Annotated in this window: 18 protein-coding genes and 1 pseudogene; 11 read left to right on the top strand and 8 right to left on the bottom strand. The window is 48.5% G+C overall.

Annotated elements, in window-relative coordinates:
* Positions 1–74: 74 nt before the first annotated feature.
* A pseudogene (locus METPAY_RS01645) lies at positions 75–722 on the top strand (P-loop domain-containing protein); the annotation flags it as partial.
* A 74-nt stretch (positions 723–796) separates the two neighbouring features.
* Complete coding sequence (hisD, locus tag METPAY_RS01640; RefSeq protein ID WP_048148556.1) at positions 797–2,044, top strand: histidinol dehydrogenase; 1,248 nt, start codon at positions 797–799, stop codon at positions 2,042–2,044.
* 65 nt (positions 2,045–2,109) lie between these two features.
* On the opposite strand, the gene METPAY_RS01635 is transcribed toward hisD, so the two are convergent.
* The 5 genes from METPAY_RS01635 to METPAY_RS01615 are packed head-to-tail and all read right to left on the bottom strand — an operon-like array spanning position 2,110 to position 5,641.
* The gene (locus tag METPAY_RS01635; protein ID WP_048148554.1) at positions 2,110–3,090 is read right to left on the bottom strand and encodes an Asp23/Gls24 family envelope stress response protein; all 981 of its coding nucleotides are present in this window, start codon (positions 3,088–3,090) and stop codon (positions 2,110–2,112) included.
* Between the two features lie 55 nt (positions 3,091–3,145).
* Positions 3,146–4,129, bottom strand: a complete 984-nt coding sequence (locus METPAY_RS01630) for an HD domain-containing protein (RefSeq protein WP_048148553.1) — start codon at positions 4,127–4,129, stop codon at positions 3,146–3,148.
* 9 nt (positions 4,130–4,138) lie between these two features.
* Complete coding sequence (locus METPAY_RS01625) at positions 4,139–4,855, bottom strand: dolichyl-phosphate beta-glucosyltransferase (protein WP_048148551.1); 717 nt, start codon at positions 4,853–4,855, stop codon at positions 4,139–4,141.
* A gap of 12 nt (positions 4,856–4,867) precedes the next feature.
* A complete protein-coding gene (locus METPAY_RS01620; protein ID WP_048148549.1) occupies positions 4,868–5,383 on the bottom strand; it encodes a DJ-1/PfpI family protein in 516 nt (171 codons plus the stop codon).
* A gap of 30 nt (positions 5,384–5,413) precedes the next feature.
* Positions 5,414–5,641, bottom strand: a complete 228-nt coding sequence (locus tag METPAY_RS01615) for a hypothetical protein (RefSeq protein ID WP_013330314.1) — start codon at positions 5,639–5,641, stop codon at positions 5,414–5,416.
* Between the two features lie 127 nt (positions 5,642–5,768).
* On the opposite strand from METPAY_RS01615, the gene METPAY_RS01610 reads away from it, so the two are divergent.
* The 8 genes from METPAY_RS01610 to METPAY_RS01575 all read left to right on the top strand — a co-directional run bounded on the left by METPAY_RS01610 (position 5,769) and on the right by METPAY_RS01575 (position 12,905).
* Positions 5,769–6,185, top strand: a complete 417-nt coding sequence (locus METPAY_RS01610) for a PaaI family thioesterase (RefSeq protein ID WP_048148547.1) — start codon at positions 5,769–5,771, stop codon at positions 6,183–6,185.
* A gap of 127 nt (positions 6,186–6,312) precedes the next feature.
* Positions 6,313–7,896: a glutamine hydrolyzing CTP synthase gene (gene pyrG / locus METPAY_RS01605; RefSeq protein WP_048148545.1), complete on the top strand. Its 1,584-nt coding sequence runs from the start codon at positions 6,313–6,315 to the stop codon at positions 7,894–7,896.
* A gap of 37 nt (positions 7,897–7,933) precedes the next feature.
* On the top strand, positions 7,934–8,851 hold the full coding sequence (gene guaA, locus METPAY_RS01600) for a glutamine-hydrolyzing GMP synthase (protein WP_048148543.1): 918 nt from the start codon (positions 7,934–7,936) through the stop codon (positions 8,849–8,851).
* Positions 8,852–8,920: 69 nt separating this feature from the next.
* Positions 8,921–10,063, top strand: coding sequence for an aspartate aminotransferase family protein (locus tag METPAY_RS01595; protein WP_048148541.1), 1,143 nt, complete (start codon positions 8,921–8,923; stop codon positions 10,061–10,063).
* Positions 10,064–10,130: 67 nt separating this feature from the next.
* Positions 10,131–11,192 (top strand): histidinol-phosphate transaminase, encoded by a 1,062-nt coding sequence (gene hisC, locus METPAY_RS01590; RefSeq protein WP_048148562.1) that lies wholly within the window; start codon positions 10,131–10,133, stop codon positions 11,190–11,192.
* Entirely contained in the window at positions 11,189–11,701 is a 513-nt protein-coding gene (locus tag METPAY_RS01585; RefSeq protein ID WP_048148539.1) for an adenylate kinase family protein, read from the top strand. The genes hisC and METPAY_RS01585 overlap by 4 nt, the downstream gene beginning before the upstream one ends.
* Complete coding sequence (locus tag METPAY_RS01580; RefSeq protein WP_048148537.1) at positions 11,698–12,300, top strand: CDP-alcohol phosphatidyltransferase family protein; 603 nt, start codon at positions 11,698–11,700, stop codon at positions 12,298–12,300. The genes METPAY_RS01585 and METPAY_RS01580 overlap by 4 nt, the downstream gene beginning before the upstream one ends.
* A gap of 71 nt (positions 12,301–12,371) precedes the next feature.
* Positions 12,372–12,905 carry a NifB/NifX family molybdenum-iron cluster-binding protein gene (locus tag METPAY_RS01575; protein ID WP_048148535.1) on the top strand — a complete coding sequence of 178 codons (534 nt, stop codon included), beginning with the start codon at positions 12,372–12,374 and terminating at the stop codon, positions 12,903–12,905.
* A gap of 15 nt (positions 12,906–12,920) precedes the next feature.
* Here the strand turns inward: METPAY_RS01575 and METPAY_RS01570 are convergent, their stop codons facing one another.
* Genes METPAY_RS01570 through cfbC form a run of 3 tightly spaced genes read right to left on the bottom strand, consistent with a single transcriptional unit; the run spans position 12,921 to position 15,859 of the window.
* Complete coding sequence (locus METPAY_RS01570; RefSeq protein WP_048148533.1) at positions 12,921–14,039, bottom strand: nitrogenase component 1; 1,119 nt, start codon at positions 14,037–14,039, stop codon at positions 12,921–12,923.
* Positions 14,032–15,075 carry a nitrogenase component 1 gene (locus METPAY_RS01565; RefSeq protein WP_048148532.1) on the bottom strand — a complete coding sequence of 348 codons (1,044 nt, stop codon included), beginning with the start codon at positions 15,073–15,075 and terminating at the stop codon, positions 14,032–14,034. The genes METPAY_RS01570 and METPAY_RS01565 overlap by 8 nt, the downstream gene beginning before the upstream one ends.
* The gene (cfbC, locus tag METPAY_RS01560) at positions 15,035–15,859 is read right to left on the bottom strand and encodes a Ni-sirohydrochlorin a,c-diamide reductive cyclase ATP-dependent reductase subunit (RefSeq protein ID WP_048148528.1); all 825 of its coding nucleotides are present in this window, start codon (positions 15,857–15,859) and stop codon (positions 15,035–15,037) included. The genes METPAY_RS01565 and cfbC overlap by 41 nt, the downstream gene beginning before the upstream one ends.
* A 115-nt stretch (positions 15,860–15,974) precedes the next feature.
* On the opposite strand from cfbC, the gene METPAY_RS01555 reads away from it, so the two are divergent.
* A complete protein-coding gene (locus tag METPAY_RS01555) occupies positions 15,975–17,783 on the top strand; it encodes an ABC transporter ATP-binding protein (protein ID WP_048148526.1) in 1,809 nt (602 codons plus the stop codon).
* The last annotated feature ends 65 nt before the right edge of the window (positions 17,784–17,848 follow it).

Below are 17,848 nucleotides of genomic sequence, written 5' to 3'. Positions count from 1 at the left end.
ACCCTACCCCCGCCACAGGGGGCACTTCAGAGTGGCGGGCCCGAGCGAGATCTCCAATATAACCCTTCAGATGTCCGGTCGAACTTGAACCTGTTGAGATGGAGCTTCCTGCAAGCGGGGGGAACATTCCAGGTCTCGGGATCAGGAGAAAGGAGATCTTTGCCGTAACGGGGTCGAATGCCCAGGGGAAATCGACATTTCTCCAGGTAATCCGTTCGGGCTCCGACGATCACATGCCTGGGGACGGCAGGGAGAATGTCGTCACTCACGGGAATGTGATGATAGCAGAATCCGGCGAATTCGAGATCCCGGGTGCCGATATCAGTATGTTTTTCTCTGCGCTTCCTCCCGGGATGTCTGGGACACCGAAGAACGTATATGGAGGAGGAAGCGGTTCAATGGTGATGGCCGCCCTGTTCCAGGAGGCTGTAAGGAAGAATGCATCGCTGATTGTGGTGGACGAGGACAGGTCGGCCACGAATCTTCTCGTTCCAAATTGCATGCAGAGCGAAGATGTTACTCCTCTTTCCGTAATCTGCAGGTCCCAGAGGGGAAAACTGAAGGACTCATCCGTGATATTCGCCGCTGCGACGATGGACATCCTCGTAGCGGAGGCGGATCGTATAATGCAGTTTCAGGATCATGTGGCCATGGGGATTTTGAGAGGTGAATTCCGGTCCAGGCTGAAGAGGCATCTTGAATCTGTTATAAGGAATCTCTAACGGACCCGGCGAGGAAGTCCCTGGCATAATGTGCAAAAATAGTTCATTACACAGGACAAAACAAAGATGGGAATATGTTGAAAAGACTCGATGCGGACAGCTGGGTGCCCGGGAGGAGGGCGTCTCTTGAGGATGTGTATCCGGCGGTCAACGATATTATTGAGAATGTAAGAGCCAATGGGGATGCAGCTCTTTTTGAATATGCAAAAAAATTCGATCGCTGCGAACCGGACTCTCTTCTTGTCACGGAGGACGAGAGGGAGGATGCATACGAGGATGTCGACCCGAAGATTGTCGAATACCTCATCGAAGCGGAGTCAAGGATCACAGAGTTCCATGAATACCAGAAGAAAGAGGATCTCTGGCTGAGACAGCTTCACCCCGGGATTACGCTCGGAATTAAAACGACTCCTTTGAACAGAGCGGGATGCTACATTCCGGGTGGACGTGCCTCCTATCCGTCGACCGCCCTGATGACCGTTGTTCCGGCAAGGGTTGCCGGAGTGGAATCTATATGCGCCTGCACCCCCCCACCTGCGAATTCCATGACGATTGCCGCACTCGATATTGCGGGTGCGACCGAGATCGTCCGTGCCGGCGGTGCGCAGGCTGTTGCTGCGATGGCACTCGGGACGGAGTCGATAGAACCGGTTCAGAAGATTGTTGGGCCGGGTAATGTCTACGTTACTGCGGCCAAGATGCTCCTCCGGGGCAATGCAGAGATCGACTTTCCTGCCGGGCCGTCCGAGATCTGCATTATCGCCGACGAGAGTGCGAATCCGTCATTCATCGCGGCAGACATTCTCGCCCAGGCGGAGCACGATCCGAATGCTGCATGTGTTCTGGTTACAACGAGTGAATCTCTCGCAGACAGGGTCTCGGCAGATGTGAAAATGATGGCAAAGAGTGCGCCGAGGGCGGAAATTATAGAAAAGGCCCTAAACAATTCGGGGTATATCCCCGCCGCAGACCTGAAGGATGCGGTCTCGATCTCGGATCGTATAGCACCCGAACACCTGTCGATCCAGGTCTCAGACCCTCTCCCGGTTCTCTCGGCAGTACGGAATGCAGGCTCGATATTTGTCGGCCCCTATACTCCGGTTGCATGCGGTGACTATGCATCGGGTACAAACCACGTTCTCCCCACGGCAGGCTACGCCTCAGTATATTCAGGGTTGAATGTCTCGCATTTCTGTAAGACATCCACTGTCCAGATCATCGAGCAGGAAGGCCTTGAGGAGATAGGCGATATGGTCGAGGCCCTCGCAGAAGCCGAAGGCCTGTTTGCTCACTCCGAGTCCGTTAAAATCAGAAGAAAATAAATTTTTATTTTTATATTCTATCAAAGAATCCGGAAAATTCTCAAAAATAATATTCATATTAAAGATCAGAACATAAAATCGTCTTTTTTCTTGCTTGTCGGGTTTTCGATCTTCTCCATGGTATTGAGAATGTCGTCGACGTTTACCTTCTCTCTTCCCCTGTCGTAGTATTCTTCGATAATTTCGCTTCCCGATTGTTTGTCCTGTTCTTTTGCATTCTCCTGTTCCGTTTCCTGCTCCTGACTATCGTTGAAATCCCCGGAATCTTCACGATAATTCTCTTCATAAGCTGGTGCAGGCTGTTGTTCTGGATATGCTGTTCCATAAGGCGTCCCCGGGGTTTTTCGGGGAATCTCTTCTACCTCGAATATCGATTCAATCTCTTCTTCATAGATGCCTTCATCCCCGAATTCAGTCTCTGTTTCATCGCGGTATGAATGGAAATTTTGTTTGTGCCTTGAAGAGTTGTCGTGATTCTTCTCCCTGTCCTTTTGTATCTGTATGATTATCGATCCCAGTTCGCGGAGTATCTTCGGTGAATCTATTCCCTGTTTGAAGACGGTCTTTTCCGAGAACATCCCCGTATTCAGGTTGTTGTTGTTCGCTTTGACAAGGATCTCAAACTCCCTGTTCCTGAAGTAGAAACCGGATGCGAAGATGATGATCCCTACAGCCGCAGTTATCAAAACACCGTAGGAGCCGTTTCCAAGTATTCCTTCGAGTATCCTGTAGATCGACGGAAGCCGGTCTGCTGCCAGCAGTCCCGCGGATGCGAGGAAAAAGAGGCCGACAATTATCAGTATAATGCGTGGTCTCTCCTTTTCATATATTTCAACGCCCCTGATATCTTCGATTCTTATCTCCTGTGTTAATGTCGGCCTGCCTGTTTTTCTTCCCCTGCTGCTCTGGCCGTATAATATCAGCCGCATATTCGTTGCGGCAATATTGACTGTTGCATTTTGTGGTTTTTTCATCCTGAATGAACGGTACTCCTTTACGACGTTTTCGTCGGGAGTCAGTTCAATAAAGTCGGAAACGGATGCCATTATTATCTCTTCAATAATATAGTAGAAAAAGCTTTCATAATTCCTTCTATGAATATCACAAATATTCGGGTTTTTTATTAATGCCCGGTCTGAAAACAGGTCCGCCGACATTCTCTCCCCACCCCGTATCTCCCGGGCCGATCTTTGATATGTCGTCGCTGACCTCGTGAATTGTGGCGCTCATGTTGTCGGCGAAATGAACTGTCCATGCTTCTATTGTCTGGGGTTTGATCTCCCCGTAAGGGCCGTGGTGTGACTGGATGATATGAAGGATCTGTTCGTACACGGATTCATCGATAAGATCCCTGTATCTCTCTGTCATCCCTATTGCAGGGGTTATATGGCCGAGAAGGGAATAGGAGGCGTTGGCTGAAAACCCGAAGCCTTTCTGGTCGAAAGATTTGCATTTCCCAATATCGTGAAGTATTGCACCTGCGATCAGGATGTCGGTATCGAACTTCACGCTCCCCATCTGCCCGGATGCCGTAATCGCGATCTCGGTCACTTCCAGCGTATGAAGCGCAAGCCCTCCCCTGAAGGCATGATGCTTCTTTCTTGCGGCAGGCTTATCAAAGAAACCGTCGGCGTCACCTATAACAGATCCCACAAAACCACGGATTGACGGATCTTCTATTTTCAATATGCAGGAGGTGATTCCGGCCCTGCTCCTCTTCGTATCATACGGCGTGTATTCAAAATCCCCGGGAGAGAGCGAACCGGTATCCTCCGGGAGATTAAGGTTCCCCACGCCGTCCGTGACCTTTACGAGAAGTTCGTTGTTATAGGTCTCCGATTCTCCTTCAATACGAAAAGGCAGGCCTTCGTTTGAATTCAGTATATTATATACTCTCTCGACTTCCTCTGCACCGCCCTGGCTCCGTCCCCAGATCCTGCAGGAGATCTTTCCCGTCCTGTCCGAAAGAGTGCAGATAATGTATTTTCCTATCCTCCCCCCGTTTTTCAGCACCGGGGACTCTATAATAAATATCGAATCAACGGGGGTGTTTGTCTCAATATCGGAGATGAACAGATCTTTCATGAAATTCTCTCACTCGGGCTTACGTGGAACTTTCCCTCTCTTAAGCCTTACAAGGTTTGCAAGCATCCCTGCACCGTCAAAGCCGCCCACATGTGACGACTCACGGTCTTCCCACGCAATAGGGACCTCTTTTATCCTGAAGCCCGAGTTCCGGAGCCGCCAGAGAACCTCGACATCGAATTCAAATCCTCTTGATTCAATTTGGTGCATGACGGAGAGAATCGCTTCCCGCCTGAATGCTTTTGCCCCGCATTGCGTATCCTTAAATGAAAGTCCGAAGAGGATCTTGACGGCAAGATTGAACATGCGGCTCTGGAACTTTCTGCCTATCCCCTGTCCAACTTTTATATCAGATTCTGGCATCCATCTTGATCCGATTGCACAGTCCGAGTTCTCAAGGGCCGCGAAGAGCTTTCTCATTTCTTTTATAGAGGCTGACCCGTCCGCATCTAGAAAACCGCAGTATGCAGTCTCCAAGTGTCTAAATCCTTCTAAAATTCCTCCACCTTTTCCAAGCCTGTGATTGTAGGTGAGACACTTAATATTATACTGCCTGTTTTCGAAAGCGAACTTTTCAATGACTGTGGCTGTATCGTCTGTTCCATCACATACGAAGATAAACCTGCCCTCAAATCCGTCCAGATTCTCGAGAAAGCTTGGAATTCTCTTCTCTTCGTTGTAGGCCGGAACTATGATCGAGCAGTCCTTTTCGTTGATTTTAGTCATTTTTATTTTCTCTCAGCAGCCGAGTTTTTCAAGGATGGCTTCTGCGAACTGTTTCGCTGCAACAGGGTGGTTTGCCGTTATTATATTCATGTCGGATACGACTGGTATGTTCACGTAATTCGCACCTCCGTCTTCAAGGAGTTTCAGGGACGCCCGGGACTCGAAGACCGTAGCCTGCCTGCCCTTTAATACACCCGCTCTCGCAACAATTACAGGTGCATGACATATCGCGGCGATGACCTTGCCTGAATCCCCGAATTCTTTAGTAAGTCTGCAGAGGTCATCGTCGGCCCAGAGGAAATCCCTGGCGCCAAGGCCTCCGATTAATATAAGTGCATCGTAGTCTTTTTCAGCTGCTTTTGATATCTCCAGTCCGGCCTCCTGTTCGCCTCCCATCATTCCTATACATACTCCGGTCTTTGTCGACGCCACGTCATATTCTATTCCGGCTTCCGAGAGCATTCTTGCGGTTACTTCAAACTCTTCCTCTCGATATCTCAGGGGGGCTATTACAAAAAGAACCTTCATAAAAAAAGATGGATTTAAAATTGTATAATCCTACTGATGTTTTTCGAGATGATCTTTTAAAGCCTGGCACGGGTGGCACTTCTCCGCGATCTCAAGTGCCCTTTTCCGAAGCTCGGCATGCTCGACCCTGCATGATTCCGGAATATCTTCCTTTCTGAGGATCTGCGATGTGTTTTCGGTAATCTGGATCAGTTCGGTGGCTATGACTGAATTGAGCCACAGGAGATCCTTTAACATCTCTTCAAGTTCAGGTTCCATACAGTGGATCTCGGTTCTATACAGACAAACAACTTTCTATCCTCTGGTAACGCTCTGTGTGTGGTTCGGGTTCGTGTATTGTTTTCACGTTATAGTTTTGGATTCGAAGATCGAATATTTATGAAGCATGACATATATCGAAGATCTTGAGAGTATAGGAAGGAAGGCGAATCCTTATTTCTGTCTTATGGGCATCGATCCAGTGACTTACGGCGACGGAAGAGCTGAACTTACGATGGAAATCCGCCCGGATATGCTCAACGGCGTGGGATGGATGCAGGGCGGAGTATACGTCTCTCTCATCGATGAGGCGATGGCCCTTGCAATGATGACTATACTCGGGGAAGGCGAGGGCATCGCAACCGTATCCGAGACTACACAGTTTATAAAAGGAGTCCGTGAAGGGCGTATCAATGCCAGGGCACATGTGGTTCGTGCAGGAAGAAAAATAATATTTGCAGAAGGTTTTGCATTTGCTGACGGAAAAGAGGATGAAGTTCTTGCAAGAACAACTGCCTCTTTCTCCCGCATAACCCCGAAATAATACTTTATTCTGTCCGTTGAACGGAGTTGAATCCTTCCTTTTGCGAGGGGAGAAATAATTTTATCAACTATTTTATCTCTCTTAATCTACATACACTACTGTCATATTTGTCTTTGGAGAGGGTCAATTGAAATACATATTCGTAACCGGCGGAGTAATGAGCGGTCTTGGGAAGGGAATCACGACCGCTTCCATTGGAAGGCTTTTGAAAAACCGTGGATACGGGGTGACGGCGGTCAAGATCGATCCGTATCTAAATATAGATGCGGGAACGATGAACCCCGCCCAGCACGGAGAAGTTTTCGTCCTGAAGGACGGAGGAGAGGTGGATCTCGATCTTGGAAACTACGAACGTTTTCTTGATATAAACCTCTCTTCGGATCACAACATCACTACAGGCAGAGTCTACCAGGCGGTTATCGAAAAGGAGAGGCGCGGGGATTATCTCGGGGCGACCGTCCAGATCATCCCGCATATAACAAACCAGATCAAGGACTGCATCAGGAAGGCAGCTAACAATCCTCTTGAAGACGGGGCAATTGCCGACATGTGCCTTGTTGAGGTTGGCGGAACAGTAGGCGATATAGAGAGCATGCCATTCCTCGAGGCGGTCCGCCAGATGCACGGGGAGGTTGCGCCCGACGAGATGATCCTCGTGCACGTGACGCTCGTTCCCGTGGACACGATGGGAGACCACAAGACGAAACCAACCCAGCACTCGGTAAAGGCGCTCAGGGAGCTTGGTCTTCATCCGGACATTATCGTGGGAAGAAGCGATATCGTAATGGACCCGGGGACAAAGAGAAAGATCTCCGAGTTCTGCGATGTTTCACAGCGTGCGGTTATATCAGCTGCAACCGCCTGCGACATATATGAGGTCCCGATGGAACTTGAAAAGGAGGGCCTTGCGGATGTCGTGGCAGATCTCCTTAATCTTGAAAAGAGGGAGGCGGACAACGAATGGTACCGTGTAGTCAGTAAAGAGTACACAAACCGCGTAACCATCGCGATTGTCAGCAAGTACGGGATCGAGGACGTATATATCAGCATAAAAGAGGCTCTTAAACATGCCGGACGGAAACTGTCAACCGAGGTTCGCATAAAGTGGATCGACGCTGAGACATATGAGACACACGATCTTGCAGACGTCGACGGCATCCTTGTTCCCGGAGGATTTGGGATAAGAGGAATTGAAGGGAAGCTTGCCGCGATAAAGTATGCGAGAGAGAATAAGATCCCGTACCTCGGGCTTTGTCTAGGATTCCAGACCGCTGTCATAGAGTTCTGCCGCGATGTCCTGGGATGGACCGATTCCGTCTCCGAGGAATGGGGTGACGGCAGGCATGTAATTGCCATCCTTCCGGAGCAGGAGGATGTCCATGACCTCGGTGGAACTATGCGGCTCGGTGACTGCGAGATCGATATCAGTCCCAAATCGAGAATATATGATCTCTACGGCTCAAAGAAGATCATCGAACGCCACAGGCACCGTTACGAGGTCAATCCCGAGTATATCGACGAGATAGAGAAGGCAGGGCTGAAGTTTACGGGAAGATGCGGAAACAGGATGGAAGTCTGCGAGATAGAAAACGGAAGCTTCTTCCTCGCGACACAGTTCCATCCGGAGTTCAAATCAACCCCGACAAGGCCGTCACCGCCATATGTCGGCTTTGTGGAGGCATGCCTCGAAAACAGCAGGGCAAAAAAGTAAAATAAAATAGTTAAAATCGAAACAACCGGAGAAACAGATGGTAAATACAGAGAAATTTATCGAACAGGCGATTGCCGAAATAAGGGAAAAATCCAACGGGAAAAAGGTTGTAATGGCGCTTTCGGGCGGTGTCGACTCGTCGGTCTGCGCCGAGCTTGCAAGAAGGGCGATCGGTGAGAACCTGATCTCGATCTACGTTGATACGGGACTCATGCGCAAAGGTGAGACCGAGAGGATCAGGGAACTGTTCTCGGATCTCAACCTGCAGGTTGTCGAAGCAGGGGATGAGTTCTTCGGGGCGCTTAAGGGAGTCATTGATCCGGAGAAGAAGAGGAAGGTTATCGGCGAGAAGTTCATCCGAATCTTCGAGCGCGAGGCGAAGAAGACAAAGGCTGCATATCTTCTCCAGGGGACGATATACCCGGACATCATCGAGAGCGAGGGCGGAATCAAAAGCCACCACAATGTAGGCGGACTTCCGTATGATATCGACTTCGAGGGCCTGATCGAACCGCTGATCGATCTATACAAGGATGAGGTAAGGGATGTTGCAGGCGCTCTCGGTCTCCCGGCGGAGATCCAGCACAGGATGCCCTTCCCCGGGCCGGGGCTTGCGGTGAGATGCCTGGGCGAAGTTACGCCTGAAAAGGTTGAAATTGCCCGTGAGGCGAATGCGATCGCGGAAGAGGAGCTCGTAGAGCAGTTCAGGCCGTGGCAGTGTTTTGCAGCAGTCATCGGGCTTGGAACCGGAGTTAAGGGCGATGTCCGTCTTCATGGCTGGATTGTTGCCGTTCGTGCAGTCCATTCGCGTGATGCGATGACCGCCGATGCGATCGAGCTCCCGTGGCCGGTCATGCATAAGATCTCGTCCAGGATCACGGCAGAGATTCACGGCGTGTCCCGTGTTGTATATGACATCACTCCAAAACCACCGGCGACAATAGAATACGAGTGATCATATTACGGATGGCATCCGTGGATTTGTGGGACCGAATATAAATCTAAAAAATCAACAAAGCTGAAAATGGAAGAAAAAATGAATTCAAAGGAACTTGACAGCCTTTATTATATGCAGGCCTTCGGGCGCGACCTGAAGATCGTCAAAGGTCAGGGCTGTTATGTATGGGACGATTCGGGGAAGAAATATCTCGACTGCGTGGCCGGAATTGCGGTATGCAGCACGGGCCACTGCAACCCTGCGGTGACCGAGGCCATATGCAAACAGGCAAAGGAGCTTATTCACATCTCCAACCTGTTCTATGTCCCGAACCAGGCTGAGCTTGCGGAAAGGCTCGTGAAGATCTCGGGCATTAAGGGAGGGCGTGCATTCTTCTCCAACTCGGGGGCTGAGGCAAACGAAGGCGCAATCAAGCTGGCCAGAATCCGCACAGGAAGGAAGAAGTTCGTTGCATTCAAAGACTGCTTCCATGGCCGTACATGCGCATCGCTCGCACTTACTTACAAGCCCGCTATACGCGAGCCCTTCGAACCCCTCGAGCCCAAATGCACATTCATCGAGTATGGCGATCTCGATGCACTGGAAAAAGCGGTCGATGACGATACTGCTGGTGTGATTCTTGAGGGCGTGCTTGGAGAGGCGGGTGTAGTTCCCGCGCCTGAAGGATTCCTTGAAGGCGTCCGTAAAATATGCGACGAAAAAGGTGCGCTTATGATCTGCGATGAGGTCCAGACCGGCATGGGGCGGACAGGGAAATGGTTCTATTACCAAAATACCGGTGCGACTCCGGATATCGTCTCGATGGCCAAGGGTATCGCCAGCGGACTTCCTATGGGTGCCATAATCGCACGTGAAGGCCTGTCGTTCAACAGGAGCGAGCACGGCAGCACCTTTGCAGGCGGCCCTATAGTCTGTGCCGCTGCCCTTGCAACCCTCGATGCAATAGAAGGAGTGCTTCCTTCAATTCCCGAAAAAGCGGAGAGGTTCAGGAAGGGTCTTGCTGAGTTTAATCCCCGTGTGTGCGGTCTCATGATCGGGATCACTCTCGGGGAGGAGAGGTGTGCGGAAGTTGCGGCGAAATGCCGGGAGATGGGCGTTCTCGTAAACTGCGCAGGCCATGGCAATATCCGTCTGGTCCCCCCGCTTGTAATCAGCGATGACGAGATCGACGAAGCGGTCCGTGTTATCAGCGAAGCAATAAAGAACTAACAAAAGCTCCTTTGATTGGGAGGAGTGGGCAGTCTCCGGAATAAAGAATACCTGGATGTGGAAAAAAATGAAAGATCTGATAAGGCCGGTCTATAATGCCGGCGGATATGTCTTTGCAACGAAAGCGGCCGATATTGCACGATCCGCCGGATATGAAAGGCCCGCGAGGCTTGCAAGCAATGAAAATCCATATCCTCCTCCTCCCGGGGTTCTTGAACCTGCGGGAGCAGCTCTTCAGAATGCTAACAGGTATCCCGATGAGTGCTCCCTGAATCTGAGATCAGCACTGAAGGAGAAGTTCGGGGATTTCAGTTATGTCTCAGGAGTCGGAATGGACGGAGTGATCGAGACCGTTATCCGCACTACCATCGGCAAAGGCGATAAAGTGGTCGTGAGCACCCCGACATTCTCTTTCTACCGGCTCGCAGCCCAGGCATACGGGGGAGAAGTTATTGATGTCCCACGGAATGATGTTTTTTCGGTAGATACAGGAAGGCTTTCGGACGAAGCGGCGGATTCGGGCGCGAAACTGATCTTTCTCTGCTCCCCAAACAACCCGACCGGCAATGTTATTCCTATATGTGATGTGGAAAAGATCCTCAAATCGATCGACGGGATGCTCTTCCTCGACAACGCCTATGTAGATTTCTGTGACGAGGACTACATTCCGCTTATGAATAAATATGACAACCTCATAATCGGCCGGACGATGTCGAAGTACTACGCTCTGGCAGGTATGAGAGTTGGTTTCGGGATCGTTCCCGGGTGGTTTGAAGAATACTACGAAAGGGCACAGACTCCTTTCGTCCTGAACACGGTCTCAATGGCAGCCGCCGCCGCAGCGCTCAGGAACGACTTGTATACTGCCAGGTATCTCTCGACCGTCAGGGAGTGGAGGGAGCGTTTTATCAACGAATCCCCGTATCCTACCTCGGGCGGCGGTGCGAACTTCGTGATGTTCGACGTCTCCCCGTATAAAGGAGACGAGGTTGTTGAGATGCTCGCACGGAAGGGAGTGATTATCAGGTCGTGTGCGAGTTTCCCTGGACTGGGAGACCACTATATCCGCGTCAGCATCGGCGAGCCCTGGGAGAACGAGATCTTCTTAAAGGAACTGAATTCCTTATGATGACCTGCATATCCGGGATTCCCGGTACGGGAAAATCTTCGGTATCGGCAGTTCTTAAGAGGATGGGGTATGATGTCGTTCTCCAGAACGATACAACCGGGAATTATTTCATCTGCGACGATCCCGATAGGGATACTGCGGTCATAGATGAAGACTTATGGGCCTCTGAGTTCAGGCCTGTCGACGGGATAGTCGAAGGCCACCTCACCCACCTCCTCGAATGCGACCGACTGGTGATTCTCAGGTGCAGGCCGGACGTTCTTAAGGAAAGGCTGGTTCTTCGCGGCTATTCTTCCGAAAAGGTCCGTGAAAACGTCGAAGCCGAAGCCCTGGATACGATCCTGATCGAAGCACTTGAAAACCATAAAGAAGATATAATACTCGAATTAGATACAACTGAAAGGACTCCTGAAGAGATTGCGACAGAAATCGATGATTTCATTCATGGCAGACGGGGGGCGGATTTCGGCAATACGGACTGGTCGGAATACCTGGGAACGATGATATGACTCTTGACAGCTACAGAAATAGTGTTTCGTGGATCGTAAAACCTACGGCGCGTGCAATGGTCCGGCTGAGATTTACGCCGGACAGCTGCACGATAATCGCATTTATTGCAGCTGTAGTGGCCGGGTATTTCTATTACAAAACTGATATCGTCCTTGGAACAGTTTTTGTATTTCTCAACGCCTTTTTTGATGCCATCGACGGTTCCATTGCCAGAGAGCTGAACACCGCCTCGCCGCGGGGGGATTTCCTCGATCATGTCCTCGACCGTTATGCCGATATAGTTATCATCTGCGGAATATTTGCAGGAGATCTGTGTCCATGGCCGATTGGTGTTTTTGCACTGACAGGCGTGCTGATGTCTTCATATCTCGGAACACAGGCGCAGGCGGTGGGTGCCGGGAGATTCTACGGAGGAATCCTCGGGCGGGCGGACAGGCTCGTCCTGCTGATCGCGGGCGGAGTAATCGCAGTCATTTATCCCCTGAATTTTGCAGGCCTCGGTATATTCGGGTGGCTGATGGTATTATTCGGGACCTTAGGTCATTTCACTGCAATCCAGAGATTTGTTCATGTCTGGAAGAGCCTGAATAACAATTGATTGTACCGATACCAAATTTCTTATTATCTACTGACTATATATTTTTAAAATTGCGGCGGGGGCGAAGGGTTATGGAAAAGGTTGCAATTGCTGGTAAAAATGACGGAAGTCTCTATGATGACATATCTGAAAATTTCGGGAGATGCTCTGCGTTTTGTATCGCAGAAATAGAATCGGGCAGGATTGTATCTGCTTCAGGCGTCAGAAATTCTTCAGCGGATTTTCCGGGAAGTGCAGGAACGATGGCTGCCGGCCAGGTGCTGAATATGGGAGTTTCTGCAGTTGTTGCAGGAAGATTCGGGCCGGGCTCCACACTTGTTCTGCACAGGTCCGGTGTCAGGCAATATGAGATAAGAGATATGGCTATACGGGATGGTTTGGATCTCCTCCTTGAAGGCCAGGTTGAATGCCTTGATTGTTCGGAGATTCTTGAAAATATGATCCTGCAGAACAGCTTCAGAAAGGGAAACAGGATGAACTGGACAAATCTTAAGCGGGGGGAAGAGCATTATATCTGCCCTGACTGCGGGTGCATGATGCCCAAAAAAATTACCGGCGGAGAAGAAGATATGGTCTGTCCAAACTGCGGCAACAAAATGAACTGATCGATTTATTCTTTTTTATCTCAAAGAATTGAGCACATCCCCGATAAAGACAAGCGCTCCTTCCGTTCCTGCAACAGGTTTGTTATGAAGCACAACTCTGCTTCTCTGCGGAAATGTAATCCCGACGAAGGGAGTTTTGGGAGAGACTACATTTTCAAAAGAAGAGCCGAGAATGAGATCCGGCTCCTCGGTTGATATCTTTTCTCTTATCATCCTGATGTCGACCGCTTTTCCCGAAGGAATATTCTGGATCGAAAATTCTTCGGAGTTTCGCAGCCCTGTAAATACGATCTCGGCGTCGAGATATTTCACCAGCGACTTTACGGCGAATTCCGCGTACGACCTCGTCGAGAAGACTGCAGTCCGTGGGGGGTCGTTTTTTCTCAGGTATTTGTCACATGCCTTAACGATTCTCTCTTCGGCTTCTTCGGCCTCCGAAATAACGGGATCGATATCGGCCTCCTGAAAGAAATTTTGAATTATACAAAATGCTTTTATCAGTTCCTCTATGCCGAGAATAGACCCGGGAGAGGTAACTGTCCGTGGATCATAATCGGGGTTTACCGATATACCATGTTCTGCCGGCGACCTGATCGATTCGAAGGTGTCACGGCAGTATACTGCCGCAGATTTGATCCCTGCGAGGTGAAAGAGCCTTACAGCCTCCGCCAGGTTCCCTCCTGAAAATGGATCTGTGGAACAGACTCCGGATATATTTACACCTTCCCTTTCTGAATCAGGGATTATTTCCAGAGTTTCAAGAGCTTTTTGATAACCGGTGTCAAAGTCCCCTGAAAATCCGGGAAGATCTAAGACAATCGCATTATAGTCTTCAAGGAACTGTTCGAGGTCTTCTCCGGTGATCGAGGGGACGCATGTATTGATGACAGCAATCCTGTCATAAATCTGTGATAAGGCACCTGCCGTCTCCCTGAGCCTTGCCTCAGTGCCGAAGACGATCTCATCCTCTATGAGATACGTACAGTTCAGCGGATCCGGTATTGCCATCTCTGCATAGTTATAGCAGCCCGCAGAGCCGTGAATAATAACCCCGAGGTCCCGTATTCCCGCCATGCAGGATGCAGCCCCGACCATTGCGCAGGGCCAGACAGGGCTTATGCACCTTTCATGCATCTATAAACCGCCTCCATTCCCTGAGCATTCTCCTGATTCCCGTTGTTCCCACCGGGGCTGTTAAGGGTATTGGGATGACTGTCCCGTCGGGATCAATTTTTATCCCGGTATTTTTGGCTATATCTGTGAAAAATTGCGTATCGGCGTCCTGAAACCCGAAAGAATCGAATGCGATTCTCTCATCTCCCAGGTCTGAAAACTCTTCGAAAACCGATCGCTGGTATTCCTTCTCCCTCGCGACGGCTTCCGCCCATGGGAGATTGAGGAGTCTTCCGGCTTCCTCCAGGAAGTTGAGCGTATCCGAGGTTCCTGACGGGAACCTGGGTATGGACGGAATACCTGTCTTCTCAGCAAAAAATTGTGTAAGAACGCCTGAAGGGTCCTCCCTGATTATATTCAGGGACCCCCTGCAAAAATTTGGTATGTCTTCTGTGGTGATATCCCTTACAAATCGTATGTTAATATCTATGCCGAGCAGACCGAGGAGACGCCTGATCTCTGAATAATTCTCTTCAACCTCGAATTCAAGATTTTTTTCACCGATGATATTTGCCGAGAGAGTCTTTTCATCACTGGCAGTTATCAGCTCAGACGCCCCTTTGATCGCATTTAAAAAACCTCTTTCAAATGAATCTCCGAGGAATCCTGAAGTATTGAGGTTGATAACCGGAACTTCCCATGCGTCGGTGCATACCGAATCTATATCATCGCCTATAGTCTCCGATATGCATGTGCCGATTACGAAGACAACTGAAGGATCATACGAAAGGGCCTCTGATATCGATTCCCTCAGCCTGTTCTCTCCACCGAAGATTATCTGCTCTTCCAGGAGGCCGCTGGTGTAGATGTAGGGGATATCAAAACGTTCGTTTGCAATCATTGTGGAGTGAAAGAGAGATGATGCCTGGTGTGCGCAGCCGGCCGGACCGTGGACTATGCTCACCGCATCTCTTATGAATGCAGAGACCGAAAGTGCGCCTGAGACCGAGCAGCCGTTATATCTTGATGTATTTGAGAGAGAGCGATTCGAGTTCATCCATCTCCATCGGTACAGGAATTTTGTTCTTGTCAGGCACATTTTTCATTACCGTATCGGCAAGTTTTCTGTAAATTTCCGCCTGTTCGGATTCAGGTGCATACTCTATCACTGTCTTCCTGTTGACCTCCGAAACCCTGACGATCGGGCTTCTCGGGATAAAGGCAACGAGTTTTGAATTTATCTTTTCTGCAAACTCTTTGACAAGCTCATATTCGTTTTCGATATTCGCAGAGTTGCAGATGACTCCCCCGAGCGTGCACCTGTTCTTTGTCCTTTTCGAAAGCCGGGCTATCGCCTTGCAGATGTTGTTCGCGGCATAAAGGGCCATGAAGTCTCCGGATGTCACGAGATAGACCTCCTGGGCATATCCTTCTCTCATAGGCATCGCAAATCCCCCGCATACGACATCGCCAAGAACATCATAAACGATCACGTCCCCGTATAGTGCGTCGAGTTTCTCAAGTAGCTGGAATGTCGCTATGATTCCCCTGCCTGCACATCCGATGCCAGGTTCCGGCCCGCCGGCCTCTACACACCTGATTCCGTTATATCCCTTAAAAACGATCTCGTCGACTGCGATATTTGCTTCTCCTTTCTTCCTGACAAGATCCAAGACCGTGGGTATCCATTCTCCGTGCATAAGCATGCGGGTGCTGTCATGCTTGGGATCGCATCCGATCTGGAGGATCTCGAGGGATTTTTCAGAAAGTGCGGCAGAAAGGTTGGCCGAGGTCGTGGATTTTCCGATTCCGCCTTTTCCGTACAGGGCGATCTGCTTCATCTCATCATTATTTGTTTTATATGAGAAATATTGTTGTTGATTTGAGGAACAATCAGTTGATGAGCATTGAATTAAAATATCATAATTATCATATCTTTTGCAGGTAAATCTCGTAATGTCTGTAATAACCGATTCTATAAAGATAATTGGGTACCTGTTCAGCCCATTTAAAAAAATTCTTGTTGTATATCTAATAGGTGTTCTTTTTTTAAGTCTTCTTGAGGTTTTTAGGATCTCGCTTGTCTACCCTATAATAAACTACGGGCTTGGAGTGGAAAACCAACCCAAACTTCTGGATGCATTCTATGATAATCTTTTGCCTTCTTCTGTAAATCCGTTTATAGCATCGGCTTTTCTTCTTCTTGTAACTACTTTAATAATTGCGGGAGTATATGGAGCAGTGGCATATGGAGGGGCGTATGTATTTTCAGAAGTCCGTGATTCCCTTGACAGAAGAGTATTTGAAAGGATCAGAAACCGGCCATATAGTTATTTTGCAGCCAAAAAACAGGGTGACCTGTTATATGTCGGCCAAGGGGCCGTGACGGAATCAAGTATGGCTATTAACGAATTTGTTGAATTCGCCAGGAACGGTTTCATGGCTTTTTTTTATCTTCTTCTCTTGTTTTATTTATCATTCTGGCTTACGATTGGCGTGATTGTTCTTGGTGTATTTTATGCCTTTATCGTTAAAAAATCGCTTTTTTCAAGGGTATATCGAAACAGCAATGTTCTGAATGTTTCTTTAATGGAAAAATCTGTTGTTTACCAGGAATTTATCTCTGGTATTAAAACAATATTCATAACCGGATCTTTAGATTATTGGGTGAAAAAATATGAAGCTTCGATAAAAAGACTAAAAAAGGCATATACAAACGTATATGCTCTTGGGAATGTTACTATGATCGCCAATGATTTTATAATGTTCTCAATAATTGCCCTTGGCGGTATTCTTTTGTATATGTTTACTGGTGGTGATTTTATTCCTTATATTGGGATATTTGGTACTTTTATGCTGGGTCTCTATCGTCTTGTACCATCCCTTTCATATGCCCAGAAGAATATGTCATTTTTTATTCAGTATCTTCCGGCTCTTGAACTTGTCTACAACGCTCTGACTGAAGATTTTGATGAAAGTAATTCAATAAATAACGATCCCGGGATGAAAAAATTTGTATTCAACGACAAGATCGAGTTAAGGGATGTTTCTTTTGCTTATAAGGGCTACAAAAAAGAAACTCTCCACGATATCTCTCTTAATATTAATAAAAATTCCAGAATTGCAATTGTAGGAAGTTCGGGCTCGGGGAAAACTACAACTGCAAACATCCTTGCTTTGCTCTATAAACCGTCTTCTGGCGGGATTTATATTGACGGGGTAAACTTGGATGAGATAAATCCTGCCGATTATCTTCAACATCTGGGTTATATCGGGCAGGAAACCTTTGTTTATCATGACACGATCCGGGAAAACATCAGATTCGGTCTTGAATGTACAGATGAGGAGATTGCTGAAGCTGCAAAACTGGCCGATGCCCATGATTTCATAATGGCGACAAATGATGGTTATGAAACTATTATCGGCGATCAGGGATTGAAATTATCCGGAGGACAGCGGCAGAGAATTGCAATTGCACGAATAATCTTAAGAAAGCCCGAGATCCTGCTTTTGGATGAAGCGACAAGTTCCCTCGACAATATATCCGAACAGAAGATTATGGAATCTGTCGAAAAACTATCCAAAAATATGACTGTTATTATTATTGCACACAGGCTTTCAACTGTCCAAAATGCGGATATGATCTGTGTATTTAAAGAAGGGAGGCAGGTTGAAAGTGGTTCTCATGAGGATCTGATGAGATTGAAGGGTGAATACTGGGAATTATATCTGGGTCAGAAAAACAAGCAATTCTCGCCTCTTTAGATAACTTCTTATTTTTAAGGAAGTCCTTGTCATAGATTGACATTTTTGAATTGCCTCTCTTTTGA

The sequence above is a fragment of the Methanolacinia paynteri genome, assembly GCF_000784355.1.
Classification (GTDB): Archaea; Halobacteriota; Methanomicrobia; order Methanomicrobiales; family Methanomicrobiaceae; genus Methanolacinia; species Methanolacinia paynteri.
The sequence above is the reverse complement of the archived record's forward strand: the minus strand, read 5'-3'. Positions and strand labels throughout refer to the sequence as shown.

Excerpts from the sequence above, each read along its gene's own strand:
- METPAY_RS01595 (WP_048148541.1), top strand. The coding sequence starts at position 8,921 with ATGGAAGAAAAAATGAATTCAAAGGAACTTGACAGCCTTTATTATATG.
- METPAY_RS01580 (WP_048148537.1), top strand. The coding sequence starts at position 11,698 with ATGACTCTTGACAGCTACAGAAATAGTGTTTCGTGGATCGTAAAACCT.
- METPAY_RS01555 (WP_048148526.1), top strand. The coding sequence starts at position 15,975 with ATGTCTGTAATAACCGATTCTATAAAGATAATTGGGTACCTGTTCAGC.
- guaA (WP_048148543.1), top strand. The coding sequence starts at position 7,934 with ATGGTAAATACAGAGAAATTTATCGAACAGGCGATTGCCGAAATAAGG.
- METPAY_RS01585 (WP_048148539.1), top strand. The coding sequence starts at position 11,189 with ATGATGACCTGCATATCCGGGATTCCCGGTACGGGAAAATCTTCGGTA.
- METPAY_RS01570 (WP_048148533.1), bottom strand. The coding sequence starts at position 14,039 with ATGCATGAAAGGTGCATAAGCCCTGTCTGGCCCTGCGCAATGGTCGGG.
- METPAY_RS01620 (WP_048148549.1), bottom strand. The coding sequence starts at position 5,383 with ATGAAGGTTCTTTTTGTAATAGCCCCCCTGAGATATCGAGAGGAAGAG.
- METPAY_RS01565 (WP_048148532.1), bottom strand. The coding sequence starts at position 15,075 with ATGAACTCGAATCGCTCTCTCTCAAATACATCAAGATATAACGGCTGC.
- METPAY_RS01625 (WP_048148551.1), bottom strand. The coding sequence starts at position 4,855 with ATGACTAAAATCAACGAAAAGGACTGCTCGATCATAGTTCCGGCCTAC.
- hisD (WP_048148556.1), top strand. The coding sequence starts at position 797 with ATGTTGAAAAGACTCGATGCGGACAGCTGGGTGCCCGGGAGGAGGGCG.
- METPAY_RS01615 (WP_013330314.1), bottom strand. The coding sequence starts at position 5,641 with ATGGAACCTGAACTTGAAGAGATGTTAAAGGATCTCCTGTGGCTCAAT.
- hisC (WP_048148562.1), top strand. The coding sequence starts at position 10,131 with ATGAAAGATCTGATAAGGCCGGTCTATAATGCCGGCGGATATGTCTTT.
- METPAY_RS01635 (WP_048148554.1), bottom strand. The coding sequence starts at position 3,090 with ATGGCATCCGTTTCCGACTTTATTGAACTGACTCCCGACGAAAACGTC.
- cfbC (WP_048148528.1), bottom strand. The coding sequence starts at position 15,859 with ATGAAGCAGATCGCCCTGTACGGAAAAGGCGGAATCGGAAAATCCACG.
- METPAY_RS01575 (WP_048148535.1), top strand. The coding sequence starts at position 12,372 with ATGGAAAAGGTTGCAATTGCTGGTAAAAATGACGGAAGTCTCTATGAT.
- METPAY_RS01610 (WP_048148547.1), top strand. The coding sequence starts at position 5,769 with ATGACATATATCGAAGATCTTGAGAGTATAGGAAGGAAGGCGAATCCT.
- METPAY_RS01630 (WP_048148553.1), bottom strand. The coding sequence starts at position 4,129 with ATGAAAGATCTGTTCATCTCCGATATTGAGACAAACACCCCCGTTGAT.